The organism is Siccirubricoccus phaeus (assembly GCF_008360935.1).
Lineage (GTDB): Bacteria > Pseudomonadota > Alphaproteobacteria > Acetobacterales > Acetobacteraceae > Siccirubricoccus > Siccirubricoccus phaeus.
Window position 1 is genome coordinate 245,324 of the sequence record NZ_SRXO01000005.1, and the last position, 16,199, is coordinate 261,522.

Annotated in this window: 14 protein-coding genes; 11 read left to right on the forward strand and 3 right to left on the reverse strand. The window is 71.3% G+C overall.

Features of this window, described 5'->3' with window-relative positions:
* Positions 1–4 precede the first annotated feature (4 nt).
* The 6 genes from sucD (at position 5) to E5N76_RS09540 (ending at position 7,227) form a co-directional block, all read left to right on the forward strand.
* Positions 5–901, forward strand: a complete 897-nt coding sequence (sucD, locus tag E5N76_RS09515; RefSeq protein ID WP_149537054.1) for a succinate--CoA ligase subunit alpha — start codon at positions 5–7, stop codon at positions 899–901.
* Positions 902–1,178: 277 nt separating this feature from the next.
* Positions 1,179–4,064 carry a 2-oxoglutarate dehydrogenase E1 component gene (locus E5N76_RS09520; protein WP_149537055.1) on the forward strand — a complete coding sequence of 962 codons (2,886 nt, stop codon included), beginning with the start codon at positions 1,179–1,181 and terminating at the stop codon, positions 4,062–4,064.
* Between the two features lie 31 nt (positions 4,065–4,095).
* A complete protein-coding gene (odhB, locus tag E5N76_RS09525) occupies positions 4,096–5,355 on the forward strand; it encodes a 2-oxoglutarate dehydrogenase complex dihydrolipoyllysine-residue succinyltransferase (protein ID WP_149537056.1) in 1,260 nt (419 codons plus the stop codon).
* Between the two features lie 107 nt (positions 5,356–5,462).
* Complete coding sequence (locus E5N76_RS09530; protein WP_149537057.1) at positions 5,463–5,747, forward strand: hypothetical protein; 285 nt, start codon at positions 5,463–5,465, stop codon at positions 5,745–5,747.
* A gap of 196 nt (positions 5,748–5,943) precedes the next feature.
* Positions 5,944–6,327 (forward strand): histidine triad nucleotide-binding protein, encoded by a 384-nt coding sequence (locus E5N76_RS09535; RefSeq protein WP_149537058.1) that lies wholly within the window; start codon positions 5,944–5,946, stop codon positions 6,325–6,327.
* 48 nt (positions 6,328–6,375) lie between these two features.
* Positions 6,376–7,227 carry a SirB1 family protein gene (locus tag E5N76_RS09540; RefSeq protein ID WP_149537059.1) on the forward strand — a complete coding sequence of 284 codons (852 nt, stop codon included), beginning with the start codon at positions 6,376–6,378 and terminating at the stop codon, positions 7,225–7,227.
* A gap of 201 nt (positions 7,228–7,428) precedes the next feature.
* Here the strand turns inward: E5N76_RS09540 and typA are convergent, their stop codons facing one another.
* Together typA and E5N76_RS09550 are read right to left on the reverse strand one after the other, a co-directional pair.
* On the reverse strand, positions 7,429–9,258 hold the full coding sequence (typA, locus tag E5N76_RS09545) for a translational GTPase TypA (RefSeq protein ID WP_149537060.1): 1,830 nt from the start codon (positions 9,256–9,258) through the stop codon (positions 7,429–7,431).
* Between the two features lie 350 nt (positions 9,259–9,608).
* Positions 9,609–10,520: a LysR family transcriptional regulator gene (locus E5N76_RS09550; protein ID WP_149537061.1), complete on the reverse strand. Its 912-nt coding sequence runs from the start codon at positions 10,518–10,520 to the stop codon at positions 9,609–9,611.
* 109 nt (positions 10,521–10,629) lie between these two features.
* On the opposite strand from E5N76_RS09550, the gene E5N76_RS09555 reads away from it, so the two are divergent.
* A complete protein-coding gene (locus E5N76_RS09555; protein ID WP_149537062.1) occupies positions 10,630–11,649 on the forward strand; it encodes a YeiH family protein in 1,020 nt (339 codons plus the stop codon).
* 145 nt (positions 11,650–11,794) lie between these two features.
* Here E5N76_RS09555 and E5N76_RS09560 read toward each other — a convergent pair whose 3' ends face one another.
* Positions 11,795–12,829, reverse strand: coding sequence for an adenosine kinase (locus E5N76_RS09560; RefSeq protein WP_149537063.1), 1,035 nt, complete (start codon positions 12,827–12,829; stop codon positions 11,795–11,797).
* A 104-nt stretch (positions 12,830–12,933) separates the two neighbouring features.
* On the opposite strand from E5N76_RS09560, the gene E5N76_RS09565 reads away from it, so the two are divergent.
* The 4 genes from E5N76_RS09565 to E5N76_RS09580 all read left to right on the forward strand — a co-directional run bounded on the left by E5N76_RS09565 (position 12,934) and on the right by E5N76_RS09580 (position 16,198).
* Positions 12,934–13,614, forward strand: a complete 681-nt coding sequence (locus tag E5N76_RS09565) for an EI24 domain-containing protein (protein WP_149537064.1) — start codon at positions 12,934–12,936, stop codon at positions 13,612–13,614.
* A gap of 249 nt (positions 13,615–13,863) precedes the next feature.
* Positions 13,864–14,334 (forward strand): bactofilin family protein, encoded by a 471-nt coding sequence (locus tag E5N76_RS09570; RefSeq protein ID WP_149537065.1) that lies wholly within the window; start codon positions 13,864–13,866, stop codon positions 14,332–14,334.
* Positions 14,335–14,394: 60 nt separating this feature from the next.
* A complete protein-coding gene (locus E5N76_RS09575; protein WP_149537066.1) occupies positions 14,395–14,979 on the forward strand; it encodes a hypothetical protein in 585 nt (194 codons plus the stop codon).
* Positions 14,980–15,262: 283 nt separating this feature from the next.
* Positions 15,263–16,198, forward strand: coding sequence for an AEC family transporter (locus E5N76_RS09580; protein ID WP_149537067.1), 936 nt, complete (start codon positions 15,263–15,265; stop codon positions 16,196–16,198).
* Position 16,199: the final 1 nt, after the last annotated feature.

Genomic DNA, 16,199 nt, shown 5'->3' on the forward strand with positions numbered 1-16,199 from the left:
CGCCATGGCCGTTCTCGTCGACCGCAACACCCGCGTGATGACCCAGGGCTTCACCGGCGCCCAGGGCACCTTTCATGCCAGCCAGGGCATCGCCTATGGCTCCACCTATGTCGGCGGCACCACGCCGGGCAAGGGCGGCACCATGCACCCGGAGCTGAACCTGCCGGTCTTCGACACGGTGGCGGAGTGCGTGGAGAAGACCCAGGCCAATGCCTCGGTCATCTACGTCCCGGCGCCCTTCGCGGCGGACGCCATCCTCGAAGCGATCGACGCCGAGATCCCCCTCGTCATCTGCATCACCGAGGGCATTCCGGTGCTCGACATGGTGCGGGTGAAGCGGGCGCTCAGCGGCTCCAAATCCGTGCTGGTCGGGCCGAACTGCCCGGGCGTCATCACGCCGGAGCAGTGCAAGATCGGCATCATGCCGGGCCATATCCACCGGGCCGGCTCGGTCGGCATCGTCTCCCGCTCCGGCACCCTCACCTATGAGGCGGTGGCGCAGACCACGGCGGCCGGGCTCGGCCAGTCCTCCTGCGTCGGCATCGGCGGCGACCCGGTGAAGGGGCTGGACTTCATCGATGTGCTGGAGATGTTCCTGAAGGACGACGAGACGAAGTCCATCATCATGATCGGCGAGATCGGCGGCGAGGCCGAGGTGATCGGCGCCGAATACCTTCGCCGCGAGAATTTCGGCCCGGGCAAGCCGAACAAGAAGGTGGTCGGCTTCATCGCCGGCGCCACGGCCCCGCCGGGCCGCCGCATGGGCCATGCCGGCGCGGTGATCTCCGGCGGCAAGGACACGGCGGCGGCGAAGATGGAAGCCATGGCCTCGGCCGGCATCCATGTCGCGGACAGCCCGGCGGCGCTCGGCTCCACCATGGTGCGGGCGCTGAAGGGCTAGGTGTGGGGAGGGCGCGGTCCCGGCGGGACCGGCCCCGGAAAGCGTCCCGGCCCTTCGCCAGGCGCCAGGGCAAGGGGGAATGCCAGGGCGGCGGGCCGAACCCGCCGCAAAAGCGGGGGTGAGACCCTATGTTAACCGGCGCCGGCGTCCTATCTGAGGTCCGCGCGGCGCCGGAACGCTGTTCAGGTCCGCGCGTGCCCCGCGCGGCATCCCCGCGCGGCTTCCGCGCATGATGCAGTGCACCGCCGGCCGAGGATGGGCCGGCAGGGAGAAGAACATGGCCGGAGTGGACATTCTCGCCAGCGCGATGACGGGCGCCAACGCCGCCTATCTCGCCGATACCTATGCCCGCTGGGTGGAGAATCCCGGCAGCGTCGATCCTTCCTTCGCCGAGCTTTTCGCCGCGCTGAACGATGATGCGCGCGCCGTGCTGACCGATGCGCTCGGCGCCTCCTGGGCGCCCCGCCCGCGCGGCGGCTTCGCGCCGGAGCCGGAGGCGCCGCCCACCGCCAGGGGCAAGGACGGCAAACCCGCCCCCGCCGCCGCGGCGGACCCGGCCGCCATCCGCGCCGCGCAGCTCGATTCCATCCGCGCCCTGATGCTGATCCGCAGCTACCGGGTGCGCGGCCATCTGGAAGCGCAGCTCGACCCGCTCGGCCTGCAGCAGCCGAAGCCGCACCAGGAACTCTCCCCCGCCTTCTGGGGCTTCACCGAGGCCGATCTGGACCGGCCGATCTTCATCAACGGCGTGCTGGGGCTGGAGACCGCCTCGGTCCGCCAGATCCTCGAAGTCTGCCGCGCCACCTATTGCGGGCCGATCGGCGTCGAGTTCATGCATATCCAGGATCCGGAGCAGAAATCCTGGATCCAGCAGCGCATGGAAGGCGCCCCCTGGGTCCGCGCCTTCGACGCCGCGGCGAAGCGCCGCATCCTCTCCCAGCTCACGGAAGCCGAGGGCTTCGAGGCTTTCTGCGCGAGGAAATACGTCTCCACCAAGCGCTTCGGCCTGGAAGGCGGCGAGAGCACCATCCCCGCGGTGCAGACCGTGATCGAGACCGCAGCCGCGGCGGGGGTGAACGAGATCGCCATCGGCATGGCGCATCGCGGCCGGCTGAACATGCTGGTGAACGTGGTGAAGAAGCCCTTCACCCAGGTCTTCTCGGAGTTCAAGGGCGTCGGCGCCAACCCCGACGACGTCCAGGGCTCGGGCGACGTGAAGTACCACCTCGGCACCAGCACGGATGTCGAGGTGGCGGGGCGCATGGTGCATCTCTCGCTGCAGCCCAACCCCTCACATCTGGAAGCGGTGAATCCGGTGGTCGCCGGCAAGGTGCGGGCGCGGCAGGACATGTCGGGGGACACCAAGACCCGGCATTCCGTCATGGGCATCCTGCTGCATGGCGATGCCGCCTTCGCCGGCCAGGGCGTGGTGTATGAGACGCTGGCGATGAGCCAGCTCATCGGCTACCGCACCGGCGGCACCATCCACATCGTCACCAACAACCAGATCGGCTTCACCACCGTGCCGGTGCATGCCTATTCCGGCCTCTACTGCACCGATGTGGCGAAGAGCGTGCAGGCGCCGATCTGGCATGTGAATGGCGACAACCCGGAGGCGGTGGTCTTCGTCTCCCGCCTCGCCGCCGAATTCCGCCAGCAATTCGCCACCGACGTGGTGGTGGACATCGTCTGCTACCGCCGCCACGGCCATAATGAGAGCGACGAGCCGGCCTTCACCCAGCCGATCATGTATGGCCGGATCCGCGAGATGAAGACGACCCGCACCCTCTATGCGGAGCGCCTGGCCGCCGAGGGCACGGTGCCGGCCGAGGAGAGCCGGGCGGTGCTGGACGCCTTCAACCAGAAGCTTGAGGAAGCGCACCAGGCGGCGCAGAGCTTCAAGCCGAACAAGGCGGATTGGCTGGAAGGCCATTGGTCCGGGCTGAAGGCCGTGGCGGTGGGCGAGGAGGTGGAGCAGCTCCACGCCACCGCCGTCCCGCTGGAGACGCTGCGCGAGGTGGGCAGCGCGCTGGCGCGGGTGCCGGAGGGCTTCTCCGTCAACCCGAAGATCACCCGCCAGCTCGAGGCCAAGAAGCAGGCGATCGAGAGCGGCGAGGGCATCGACTGGGCGACCGGCGAGGCGCTCGGCTTCGGCACGCTGCTGCTGGAAGGCCATCGCGTGCGCCTCTCCGGCGAGGATGTCCAGCGCGGCACCTTCAGCCATCGCCACGCCTATCTCGTCGACCAGAAGACCCAGGCGGAATACGTCCCGCTGAACAACATCCGCGACGGCCAGCCGAAATTCGAAGCCTTCAACAGCCTGCTCTCCGAATTCGGCGTGCTCGGCTTCGATTACGGCTACTCGCTGGCCGACCCGCACACGCTGGTGCTGTGGGAAGCGCAATTCGGCGACTTCGCCAATGGCGCCCAGGTCATCATCGACCAGTTCATCGCCAGCGCGGAGACCAAGTGGCTGCGCATGTCGGGCCTCGTGATGCTCCTGCCGCATGGCTACGAGGGGCAGGGGCCGGAGCATTCCTCCGCCAGGCTGGAGCGCTACCTGCAGCTCTGCGCCGAGCGGAATCTCCGCGTCTGCAACCTGACCACGCCGGCGAATTACTTCCACGCGCTGCGGCGGCAGTTGAAGGCGAACTACCGCAAGCCGCTGATCCTGATGACGCCGAAATCCCTGCTGCGGCACAAGCTGGCGGTCTCCTCGCTGGCGGATTTCGGCCCGGGCAGCGCCTTCCGCTACGTGATCCCGGAGATCGACGCGATCGCGCCGGAGGAGGAGGTGAAGCGGGTCGTGCTCTGCACCGGCAAGGTCTATTACGACCTGCTGCAGGAACGCCGCGACAAGGGCATCAAGGATGTGGCGCTGATCCGGGTGGAGCAGCTCCATCCCTTCCCGACCGCCGGCCTGAAATCCGCGCTGGCGCCTTATAAGCGCGCCGAGGTGGTGTGGTGCCAGGAGGAGCCTGAGAATATGGGCGCCTGGACCTATATGGACCGGCGGCTGGAGAAGGTGCTGAAGGAGCTGGACATCGCGGCGAAGCGGCCGGAATTCGTCGGCCGCCGCGAGGCGGCGAGCCCGGCCACCGGCCTCGCCAAGGTGCACGGACAGGAACAGGAAACCCTGGTGCGGCAGGCGCTGGGCCTTTAAGGCGCAGCGCGGCGCGGGAAGGTAGCGAGATATGGCGACGGATATCCTGGTGCCCACCCTGGGCGAGAGCGTTTCCAGCGCAACGGTGGCGCGCTGGCTGAAGAAGGCCGGCGAGGCCGTGGCGGTGGATGAGCCGCTGGTCGAGCTGGAGACCGACAAGGTGACGGTGGAGGTGAATGCGCCGGCCGCCGGCGTCATCGAATCCATCTCGGCGGATGAGGGCGCGGAAGTGGCGCCTGGCGCGGTGCTGGGCGTGATCGGCGGCGCCGGCGCCGGCGCTGCCCCGGCCAGGCCGCAGCCCGCCCCGGCGGCGCCGGCCCCGGCGCCCGCCGCCGCGGCGCAGCCCAAGGTGGAAGCGCCGCGCGTGCCGGCCGGCCCGGTGGCGGTGCCCGGCGCGCCCGTTTCCGGCACCCATGCGCCGCTGCCCGCCGCCGCCAAGATGATGGCGGAGAACAACGTGACGGCCGAGCAGATCGGCACCGGCACCGCGAAGGATGGCCGCATCAGCAAGGGCGACGTGCTGGACTTCCTGGCCCGCCCGGCGGCGGCGCCTGCCCCCGCCGCCAAGCCCGCCGCGCCCCGCGCCGAGGAGGCGGGCGAGGAGCGGGTGAAGATGACCCGCCTGCGCATCACCATCGCGCGGCGGCTGAAGGAGGCGCAGAACACGGCCGCCATGCTCACCACCTTCAACGAGGTGGATATGGGCGCCGCCATGGCGCTGCGCACGGAATACCGCGACGTCTTCGAGAAGAAGCACGGCGTCCGGCTCGGCTTCATGTCCTTCTTCGTGAAGGCCTGCGTCGCGGCGCTGAAGGAATTTCCGGCGGTGAACGCCGAGATCGACGGCGACAGCATCATCTACAAGCACTTCGTGCATATGGGCATCGCCGTCGGCGGCCCGAACGGGCTGGTGGTGCCGGTGCTGCGCAATGCGGACAAGATGGGCTTCGCCGAGATCGAGAAGACCATCGGCGGCTTCGGCAAGCGCGTCCGCGACGGGCAGTTGAAGCTGGAGGAGATGGCGGGCGGCAGCTTCACCATCACCAATGGCGGCATCTACGGCAGCCTGATGTCCACGCCGATCCTGAACCCGCCGCAGAGCGGCATCCTCGGCATGCACAAGATCCAGGAGCGGCCGATGGTCGTGAACGGCAAGGTCGAGGTGCGGCCGATGATGTATCTCGCCCTCTCCTACGATCATCGCATCGTGGACGGGAAGGAAGCGGTCAGCTTCCTGGTCCGCGTGAAGGAGAGCATCGAGGATCCACGCCGGCTGATGCTGGATATCTGAGGCGCGGCTTTTTCCGAAACCCGGCGCGGCGATCTGCTAGGCTGCGCCGGCAAGCGGCGGGGCGCTTGACGCCCCGCCCATAACCATGCCCGGGGAGTCACAGTCACATGCGTTCCTATGACGGCCAATTCTCCGACAACCGACCGCTGAAGCGGACGCGGGAGGAGAAGGTGCGCCTGCTGGCGGAGCTGAAGGAAACCATCCGCAGCCTGAAGCCGCACACCTCGCCGGAGCTGCGCACCTCCATCGCCGGCAAGATCAAGGAGCTGGAGGCGGATCTGGCGGCGCCGCCGCCGCCGCCGCGGGAACGGCGGATGCCGTCTCACCAGCAGGACCAGTTCGGTACCGGCCCGCGTCCGCCAAGGCGGCCGCGGCCGCCGCGGGAGTTCTGAGCCTCGCAGGGGGCGCTGCCCCCATCGAACGCATGCGTTCGATCCCCGCCGGGGCCGGGACCTGGCCCCGGACCCCGGTCTGAGTTTCAGACCCGCGGGTTGAACCCGCCGACTCACACCGGGGCCCGGGGAGGGGTCCCCTCCCCGGCGGGGGTTCCGGGGGCGGGGCCCCCGCCAAGCAGAGGAGCCGCAACCGATGTCCGTCACCGGCCTGCCCCCCTATGACGAGGGCAACATCTTCGCCCGCATCCTGCGCGGCGAGATTCCCTGCAAGAAGGTCCATGAGGATGAGTGGGCCCTGGCCTTCCACGACATCCACCCGCAGGCGCCGGTGCATGTGCTGGTCATCCCCAAGGCCCCCTATGTCAGCACCGCGGATTTCCACGCGGCGGCGCCGGCGGAGCTGATCGCCGGCTTCTGGCGCGCCGTTGCCGCCACCGCCAGGGCGCTGGGGCTGGAGGCGGGAGGCTACCGCATCCTCTCCAACATGGGTGCGGATGCCGGGCAGGAAGTGCCGCATTTCCATGTCCACATCTTCGGCGGCCGGAAGCTGGGCCGGATGGTTCCCGCTTCGCATTGATCACGCGTGGCGCTTGCCCTGGCGCCGCCCCGGGGCAAGAGTGCGCGCATGGCTCAGACCCCAGAGGCCGAGGCGCGGGCCGCGCTGGAGGCCGCAGGCACCTTGCCCGATGCGGAGCTCGACCTTGGCGCCGTGGCGCTGCAGCTTGCGCGCATCGATGCGCCGGAGGCGGATTGGCGCGGCGCCGCGGCACAGCTCACCAGCCTGGCCCAGGCCGCCGTCGCCGCCGCCACTGCGGATCAGGAAGCCGATGCGGGCGATGCGGAACGCCGCCGCGCCGCCCTGGCGGAGGTGATCCACGCCCGCTTCGGCTTTGCCGGCGACAGCCGCAATTACGAGGATCTGGCGAATGCCAACCTCATCCGCGTCGTGGAACGGAAGCTGGGCCTGCCGGTCGCGCTCGGCATCATCTGGCTGCATGCGGCGGAGGCGGCGGGCTGGGCGGCGCATGGCATCGATTTCCCCGGCCATTTCCTGCTGGCGATCGAGGGGCGCAGCGGCCAGGCCATCGTCGATGTCTTCGATGGCGGCACGGGCCTCTCGGCGCCGGACCTGCGCATCCTGATCAAGCGGATCGAGGGCGAGCGGGCGGAATTGCGCCCCGGCCTGTTGCGCCCGATGGACAAGCGCCAGGTGCTGCTGCGGCTGCAGAACAACATCAAGCTGCGGCGGCTGCGCAGCGGCGACATGGCCGGCGCGCTGGCCTGCACCGAGGACATGCTGCGCCTGGCGCCGGACGCGGTGGTGCTGTGGCGGGAGGCGGGGCTGATGAACCAGCGCCTGGACCGCATCTCGGCGGCGCTGTCCTGCCTGGAACGCTCGCTGGAGCTGGAACCGGAAGGCGAGGCGGCCCGCCGCATCCGCCTGGTGATGGAGGAGCTGCGGCAGCGGCTGAATTGAGCCCGCCACCGCCGCCCGGCTTCAGGCGCTCCGCCTCAACCCCACCCTGTCGTTGCCCTGCCGCGGCTTTGCCGCGGCAGGCTCTGTGCGAGGCGCCGCTCTTGGAGCGCCTCGAAGGGCCCCTGCGGCATCGCGCAGCGATGACGCGGGGCGTAGTCCGGGGCCCCCACGACGTTGCGCAGCAACGTCGTGGGGAGTGCCTCAGGCCGCCTCGCTCTCTGCGCGACGGGCGTGCTTCTTCCGCTCATGCGGGTCGAGGTAGCGCTTGCGCAGGCGGATGGCGGAGGGCGTCACCTCCACCAGCTCGTCATCCTCGATATAGGCGATCGCCTGCTCCAGGCTCATCCGGCGCGGCGGGGTCAGCAGCAGCGCCTCATCCTTGCCGGCGGCGCGGATGTTGGTGAGCTTCTTCTCCTTGATCGGATTCACGTCGAGGTCGTTCTCGCGCGAATGCTCGCCGAGGATCATCCCCTCATAGACCTTGACACCAGGATCGACGAAGAGCGTGCCGCGCTCCTGCAGATAGAACAGCGCGTACTGCACCGCCTCGCCATCCTCGTTGGAGATGAGCGAGCCGTTGCGCCGCCCCGGGATCACGCCCGCCCAGGGCCGGTAGCCGAGGAAGAGGCGGTTCATCAGCCCGGTGCCGCGGGTGTCGGTCATGAACTCGCCATGGTAGCCGATCAGGCCGCGCGACGGGATTTCGAAGGTGATTCGGATCTTGCCGCCGCCCGAGGGCCGCATGTCCTGCATCTGCCCCTTGCGGATGGAGAGCTTCTCGACGACCACGCCGGAATAGCCCTCATCCACGTCCACGAGGACTTCCTCGTAGGGCTCCTCGCGCTCGCCGGTCGCCTCGTTCAACCGGGTGAGGACGCGGGGACGGCCGATGGTCAGCTCGAAGCCCTCGCGGCGCATGGTCTCGATCAGCACGCCGAGCTGGAGCTCGCCGCGGCCGGCCACCTCGAAGGCATCGACCTCGTCCGAGACCTTCACCTTGATGGCGACATTGCCCTCGGTCTCCTTGAACAGCCGGTCGCGGATCTGCCGGCTGGTCACCTTCTTGCCCTCGCGGCCGCCGAGCGGGCCGTCATTGATGCGGAAGGTCATGGCCAGGGTCGGCGGGTCCACCGGAATGGCGGGGACCGGCTCCGTCACTTCGGGCGCCGCGATGGTGTCCGGGATGGTGGCGTCGGCGAGGCCGGCGATGGCGATGATGTCGCCTGCCTGCACCTCCTCCACCGGCACGCGCTCCAGGCCGGAGAAGGTCATCAGCTTGGTCAGGCGCCCGCTCTCCACCACCGTCCCGTCCTGGCGCAGCACCCGCACCGGCATGTTCACCCGCGCCACGCCCTGCTCGACCCGGCCGGTCAGGATGCGGCCGAGGAAATTGTCGCTCTCCAGGATCGTCGCGTTCATCGCGAAGGGTTTGTCGAGTTCCACCTTCGGCGCCGGCACATGGCTCAGGATCAGGTCGAACATCGGCGCCAGGTCCTTGCGCGGACCGTCGAGCGAGGTGTCCGCCCAGCCCTGGCGGCCGGAGGCGAAGAGGGTGTGGAAGTCGAGCTGCTCATCGGTGGCGCCGAGGGCGGCGAAGAGGTCGAAGACCTCATTATGCACCTCGTCCGGCCGGGCGTCCTGGCGATCCACCTTGTTGATGACGACGATCGGCTTCAGGCCGCGGGCCAGCGCCTTGGTCAGCACGAACTTCGTCTGGGGCAGGGGGCCCTCGGCGGCGTCGCAGAGGACGACGGCGCCATCCACCATGGAGAGGATGCGCTCCACCTCGCCGCCGAAATCGGCGTGGCCGGGCGTGTCCACGATGTTGATCTTCACGCCCTTCCATTCCACTGCCGTGGACTTGGCCAGGATGGTGATGCCGCGCTCCCGCTCCAGGTCGTTGCGGTCGAGCGCGCGCTCGGCCACCTGCTGATTGGCGCGGAAGGCGCCGGCCTGCTTCAGGAGCTGGTCGACGAGGGTGGTCTTGCCATGGTCGACATGGGCGATGATGGCGACGTTGCGGAGTTCCATCGGGGATCCGATTCCACTGAGTGCCGCAACGCAAAACCGCGCCGTCCCAGCGCCCTGTCTCGGGGGGCGTGGGCCAGGCGGCGCGGGCTGGCGGCATGTTGCGGCGCACAGATAGGCGTTCGGCGCGGGAAATGCGAGGGGAAATGGCGGGGCTTCGGCCCGGGCCGCGGCGGAGGCGCCGCGCCGCCTGCCCCCCCTGGAGCAATATCCGATCAGGTGGAAATCACCTGATCGGAGACAAGCTGCTCTAGAGCGTGATCGGTTGAGGTCGAATCGACCGAAACCGTGAATCACGCGACCGAACAATGAGCTAGAGCGGGGCGGGTGAGCGCAGCTCAACCGATCCCGCTCTAGCCACGGCGGCCGAGGAAGGCGCCGCCGGCATCCAGCAGCGCGTCGAAGGCGCGGGCGGCAGGGCTGGGCTGGCGGCCGGGGATGCGCAGGCGGTTGAGGTTGCGGCGGATCACCAGGTCCCGCAGCGGAATCACCCGCAGCCGTCCGAGGGCGATCTGGTCGAAGGCCGCGGCGGCGGAGACGATGCCGACGCCGAGCCCCGCCGCCACCAGATGCTTGATCGATTCGGTGCTGCCGATCTCCAGCCGCTGCCGCGGCACCACGCCATGCGCGGCCAGGGCGGTATCCACCACCTCCCGGCTGCCGGAGCCGGGTTCCCGCACATGCAGGATCTCCGCGGCCAGGGCGGCGGCGGGCACCGGCGCCGCCTCCCCCGCCAGACGGTGCCCGGGGGAGGCGATGAGCACCATCTCATCCTCCTGCCAGAAGGCCGCCTCGATCCCCGGCAGCTCCACCGGCCCCTCCACCAGGGCGATATCCAGCTCCCGCGCCGCCAGCGTCTCGGCGATCGCCAGGGTATTGGCGCTGGTCAGCCGCAGCTCCACCGCCGGATGCGCCAGGTGGAAGGCGCCGACGATCTCCGGCAGCAGGTAGGTCGCGATGGTGGTGCTGGCGCCGAGATGCAGCGTGCCGCGGTCGAGCCCGGCCAGCGCCGCCAGCTCCTCCTCCGCCGCCCGCTCCGCGGCGAAGAGGGTGGCGGCGTGGCGCGCCAGCACCTGGCCGGCCTCGGTCAGCCGCACCCCGCCCGGGCCGCGTTCCAGCAGCGGGCTGCCCAGCCGCCCCTCCAGCTCCCGCACCCCCTTGGAGATGGCGGGCTGGCTGAGATGCAGCGCGGCGGCGGCGCGGGAAAAGCCGCCATGGGCCGCAACGGCGGCGAAAAGGCGGAGCAGATGCAGGTTGAGGGCCATAACCAGACGCCATGGATGTATGGAGATAATGTATTTGAGTTATAGACCGGCCGGGTCTTCAGCATAGGGGCCGGGGCGCTTCCCGGCGCCGTCGCGGGACCCCAGCTCCATGTCGAGTGTCGCCTCCCACCTCCAGCGCCTGGCGCCGGGGGTGCTGCTCTGCCTTGCCGTCTCGCTGGCCGCCTACGGGCTGGAATGGGTGGAATGGGCGCTGACCGGGCATCGGGCGCTGGATGCGCTGGTCATCGCCATCCTGTTGGGATGCGTGCTGCGCAGCTTCTGGCAGATCGGGCCGGGCTGGCAGCCGGGCATCGGCTTTACCGGCAAGACGCTGCTGGAAGTGGCGGTGATGCTGCTGGGCGCCACGCTGGATGGCCGGCTGGTGGCGGCCGCCGGGCCCGGGCTGGTGCCGGCCGTCGCGCTGCTGGTGCTGCTGACCCTCGGCCTCGGCTACGGGCTTTCGCGGGCGCTGGGGCTTTCGCCGCGGCTGGCGATGCTGGTGGCCTGCGGTAATTCCATTTGCGGCAATTCCGCCATCGCCGCGGTGGCGCCGGTGATCGGCGCGGAGGCGCGCGACGTGGCGGCGGCCATCGCCTTCACCGCCGTGCTCGGCGTGCTGGTGGTGCTGACCCTGCCGCTGCTGATCCCGGTGCTGGATCTCTCCCAGGCGCAATACGGGGTGATGGCGGGGCTGACGGTCTATGCCGTGCCGCAGGTGCTGGCGGCGGCGGCGCCGGCCGGGGCGTTCAGCGTGCAGCTCGCGACGGCGGTGAAGCTGCTGCGGGTGCTGATGCTGGGGCCGATGGTGCTGCTCTTCTCGCTCTGGGGCCGCTGTGGCACGCCGGCCGGTGGCGTGCGGTCCCTGACCCGTTTCGTACCCTGGTTCATCCTGGGCTTTCTCGGCCTGGCCCTGGCGCGGGCAGCGGGGCTGCTGCCGGAGGCGGCGGCGGCCCCGCTCGGCACGCTGGCGCATGGGCTGAGCGTCGCGGCCATGGCGGCGCTCGGCCTCGGCGTGGACCTGCGCAGCCTGAAGCGCCTGAGCGGCCGGGTCAGCGCCGCCGCCCTGGGTGCGCTGCTGGTGCTGGCCGGCCTGAGCCTCGGGCTGATCTGGCTGCTTGGCATCGCCTGAGATGGGGCTTCGGCTCCTCGGCCCCCCGCCTTGAGTCTGCTGGCTGAACCCACGGGCCCAAAACCCACACCGGGTTGGGGGGGCCGCCCCCCGCGGAGGTGCAGAAGGAGTGCCTGCTGCCGGCGGTAAGGGCGGCGCCCGCCAATCACCCCAGCGTATCAGCCACCGGCCGCGCCCCCGGCGGCAGTTTCCCCGCCACCAGCGCCTGCAGATCCGCCTGCGGCCTTGCCCCGAAATGCGAGATCACCTCCGCCGCCGCCACCGACCCCCAGCGGCCGCATTCCGGCAAGGGCAGGCCCCGGGTCAGCGCCGCCAGGAACCCCGCCGCATAGGCGTCGCCCGCCCCGGTGGTGTCCACCACCTTCACCGGCGCCGCCGGCACGGCATGCCGTTCCTCCCCGGCCAGGATGATGCTGCCCTGCTCGCTGCGGGTCAGCGCCGCCAGGCCGACATCCGCGGCCGCCAGCCGCGCCGCCGCCGCGAAATCCTCCGTCTCGTACAGCGCCGCCAGCTCGCTCTGATTGGCGAAGAGGATATCCGCCTCCTCCCGCACGAAGCGCAGGAAGGCCTGGCGGTGGCGCTCCACGCAGAAGGCGTCGGAAAGGCTGATCGCCACCTGCCGCCCGGCCTGGTGGGCGATCCGCGCCGCCTCGTAGAAGGCCGCCTGGGCCGCCGGCGGGTCGAAGAGATAGCCTTCCAGGTACAGCACCCTGGCCCGCGCCACCTCCGCCGGGTCCACATCGGCCGCGGAGAATTGCACGCAGGCGCCGAGATAGGTGTTCATCGTCCGCTGCGCATCCGGGGTGACCAGGATGAGGCAGCGCGCCGTCGGCGCGTAGCCCTCCCCCTTGGCCTTGAGCGGCGCGGTGGGGAAATGCACCCCGGCCGCGCGGATGTCATGGGCGAAGACCTGGCCCAGCGCGTCATCCGCCACCTTGCCGAGGAAGCCGACCCGGGCGCCGAGCGCTGCCGCCACCGCGCAGGTATTGGCCGCCGAGCCGCCGGAGCTTTCCACCCCCGGCCCCATCTTCGCGTAGAGCGAGTCGGCCTGCTCGGCGCCGATCAGCCGCATCGCCCCCTTGGCCAGGTTCTCCCGCTCCAGGAATCCGTCCTCGGCGCGGGCCAGCACATCGACGATGGCATTGCCGATGCCGAGGATATCGAGGGAGGGCTCGCTCATCTGGGGACAACCTCGCATCTGGCGGCGTTGCGGCCGGGTGCCGGGCGGGATAGCCCCCGTGTCCGGACGCCGCAACCTCCTGCCGTAACCTCCGGAACGCCCCGATGCTCGCTCCGCTCGCCCTCACCCTGCGCCAGATCGGCGACCCGGCCTTCCTCTGGCCGCTGCTGAAGGGCTGCCTCGCCGCGCTGGCCGCCTTCCTCGGCCTCGCGGCGCTCGGCGCCTGGCTCAGCGCCAGCCTGGTGGGCGGGGAGGGGTGGCTGGCCACCATCATCGGCGCCCTGGGCGGGCTGGCCGCCTTCGGCCTCGCCATCTGGCTCTTCGTTCCGGCGGTGCTGGCGCTGACCGGGCTGTTCCTGGACCCGGTGGCGGCGGCGGTGGAGCGGCGCTTCTACCCGGACCTGCCGCCCGCCGCCGGGGCCGGCCTCGCCGCCCAGGCCTGGGCGGGACTTGGGCTGGCGCTGCGCTTCGGCCTGCTCTCCCTGCTGGCGCTGCCGCTCGGCCTGCTGGTGCCGCCGCTCGGCGCCCTGCTGCTCTGGGGCATTTCGGCCGTCGCGCTGGGCCATGGGCTGTTCGAAGGGGTGGCGCAACGGCGCTGCACGGTTGCCGAGTCGCAGCGGCTGCGACGGCAGAGCGAGGCGAAGGTGCTCGCCCTCGGCGCGGTGTTCGGCGGCCTCGCTCTACTGCCGGGGGTGAATCTGCTGGTGCCGGTGCTCGGCACCGCGGCGATGACTCACCTGCTGCATGCGGACAGGCGTGCCGCCGCGACGGAAATCACCGGATGAAGGTGCCGCGTGTTGTGTGCGGGGGAGGGCGCATGTTAGCCCGGGGGCACCGGGGCCGCGTGCGCGGACCGTGCCGAGAACCCCGCCAGTTGCCGATCGAGGGAAGGCTTCATGTCCATTTTCAGCCGAAAGCGTGAGGAGGGGGCGGCGCCCCAGCCGGCCGTGCCTCAGGCCCCGGCGCCGAGCGCGGCTCGCGATGCCGAGCTCGGCGTGCCGCCCTTCCGCCCATCATCCAAGGACGCGCCCGCCATGACCGTCGCCCCCAAGCCCACCGCCGCCCCCGTCCCGACCCTCGGCGCCCGCCCGGCCCCGGTGGGCGTGCCGGCCCGGCCGGCCCCGCGAGCCGAGACGGCGGAGCGCCGCACCCTGGTCGTCGGGCGCGGCATCAGCCTCCAGGGCACCGTGACGGATGCCGAGCGGCTGGTGGTGGAAGGCACGGTGGAAAGCCAGATGATCCAGGCGACCGAGCTCTTCGTCGCCCAGGCCGGCGTCTTCAAGGGCGAGGTGCAGGTGGAGGATGCCGAGATCGCCGGCCTGTTCGACGGCACCATCACCACGCGCGGCAGCCTCGTCATCCGCGCCACCGGCCGGGTGACCGGCACCGCCCGCTACCGCAAGCTGCAGGTGGAGGAGGGCGGCCAGGTCTCCGGCAAGATGGAGATGATCACGGAAGGCGCCGCCCCGCCGGTACGGTTGCCGGCCGCCGCCGCGGAGAGCTGACCCCACCGTCGCAACCGGGCCAGGCCCTGGCCTGGCCTTTCCCGCCGGACCCCGCCCGCCATGGCGCCGCCGCTGTCCCGCCTTCGCCTGCTGCTGCTGCTGCCGCTGCTGGGCTGCGCGGCCGGAACCCAGGGGGAGGCGTTGCAGCAGGCGCTGGAGAGCGGCCAGGCCAGCCTGGCGGCCATCGGGGCCGGGGCGGGGCCGGGGGTGGTCCGACCCTCGGCGGGCCTGGCCGATGCACCGGCGCCCGTCGCCGTCGCGGCAGCGGCCGGGCCGCCGGCCGAGCCCGCCGCGCCGCTGCTGCAGCCCGTCCTTACCGGCCCGTCCCGTACCGGCCCGACCCGTAGCGGCCAGGCCGGCCCGCCCGCCAGCGCCGCCGAATTGCTCGGCCTCAACCCGGCCGAATTGCGGCTCCGCCTCGGCGAGCCGGCGCTGCGCCGGCCGGAAGGGCCGGGCGAGATCTGGCTCTACACCGCCGCCGCCTGCGCCCTCGACCTGGTGCTGTACCGGGAGGGGCGGGCGGGGCTGCGCGTGGCCCATGCCGCCGCCAGGGCCAATGGCCCGGCGCCGCGGACGGAGGCGGCCTGCCTCTCCGAGATCGCCAGCCCGCCCGGCGGCGGGCTGCCCGGCGGCACTGGCGCCTGAGGCCGGCCCCCCAGGGCGCCGCGGCCTGCAGGGCGCGTCGAGCCGCGCCGCCGGAGCGACCGGGCTGCCCGGGCAACCGGCCTGAAGCCCGGTGCAAAAAAGGCGCGGCTCCGCTGGCCGGCCCAGCCGGCGCGATCCTCCTCCCCGGCCGCACGGCGTGGCCGGGGCGCAAGCCCTTCGCCCCCTCCATCCCAGCCCGGGGCTCTGGCCTTTTGCCCCGCCGCATGATTCACGCTGCGCGGCGGCCGCATGACGCGCGGTCGCGCTCCAGAAGGGCCGGGCCTTGATCCTCTACCTCAACGTCTTCCTGCCACCTTTCGGCATGCTGCTGGCCGGCGCGCTGCTGCGCCGCTGGCTGCTGCGGGAGGACGCCGTCTGGGCGGGTATCGAGCGCCTGGTCTTCTGGGCGCTGCTGCCCGCCCTGCTGGTCTCGGCCATCTCCGCCGTCGATCTGGCGGCGCTGCCGCTCGGCGCCATGGCGCTGGTCATCTGGCTGGCGCTGCTGCTGGGCGGCGGGCTCAGCCTGGTGCTGGCGCGCGCCTTCGGCACGCTGCACCCGGCCGCCACCTCGGTCTTCCAGGGCGGCATCCGCTTCAACCAGCTCATGGGCTTCGCCGTCGTGGCCGGGCTCTATGGCGGCGCCGGCACCAGCCTCGGCGCCGTCGCCACCGGCCTCATCGTGCCCTGCGTGCAGGTGCTGACGATCCTGGTCTTCGCCCTCGGCCGGCCGGACGGGGCGCGGCCCACGCCGGGGCGGGTGGCGCGGCAATTGGCCACCAACCCGCTGCTGCTGGCCTGCATCATCGGCTTCTCGGTGGCGGCGCTGGGCGGGCTGCCGCCCGGCCTCAGGCCGCTGCTGGCGACGCTCGGCCAGGCCTCGATCGCGCTCGGCCTGCTCTGCGTCGGGGCGGCGCTGTCGCTGGCGACGCTCAAGGACCGGCTCGGCCTGCAATTGGCGACGGCCTGCCTGAAGCTGCTGGGGATGCCGGCGCTGACCCTCCTCTTCGGCCATGTCTTCGGGCTGGCGCCGCTGGCGCTGGCCAATGCGCTGATCTTCATGGCGCTGCCGACCGCCACCACCAGCTATGTCATGGCCCGCGCCATGGGCGGCGACGCGAAGCTGATGGCGGCGATCATCACCCTGCAGCATCTGCTCTCCGCCATCACCCTGCCGGCGATGATCGCGCTGCTGGGCCTCGCCGGGCCCGTGCCGGGCTGAC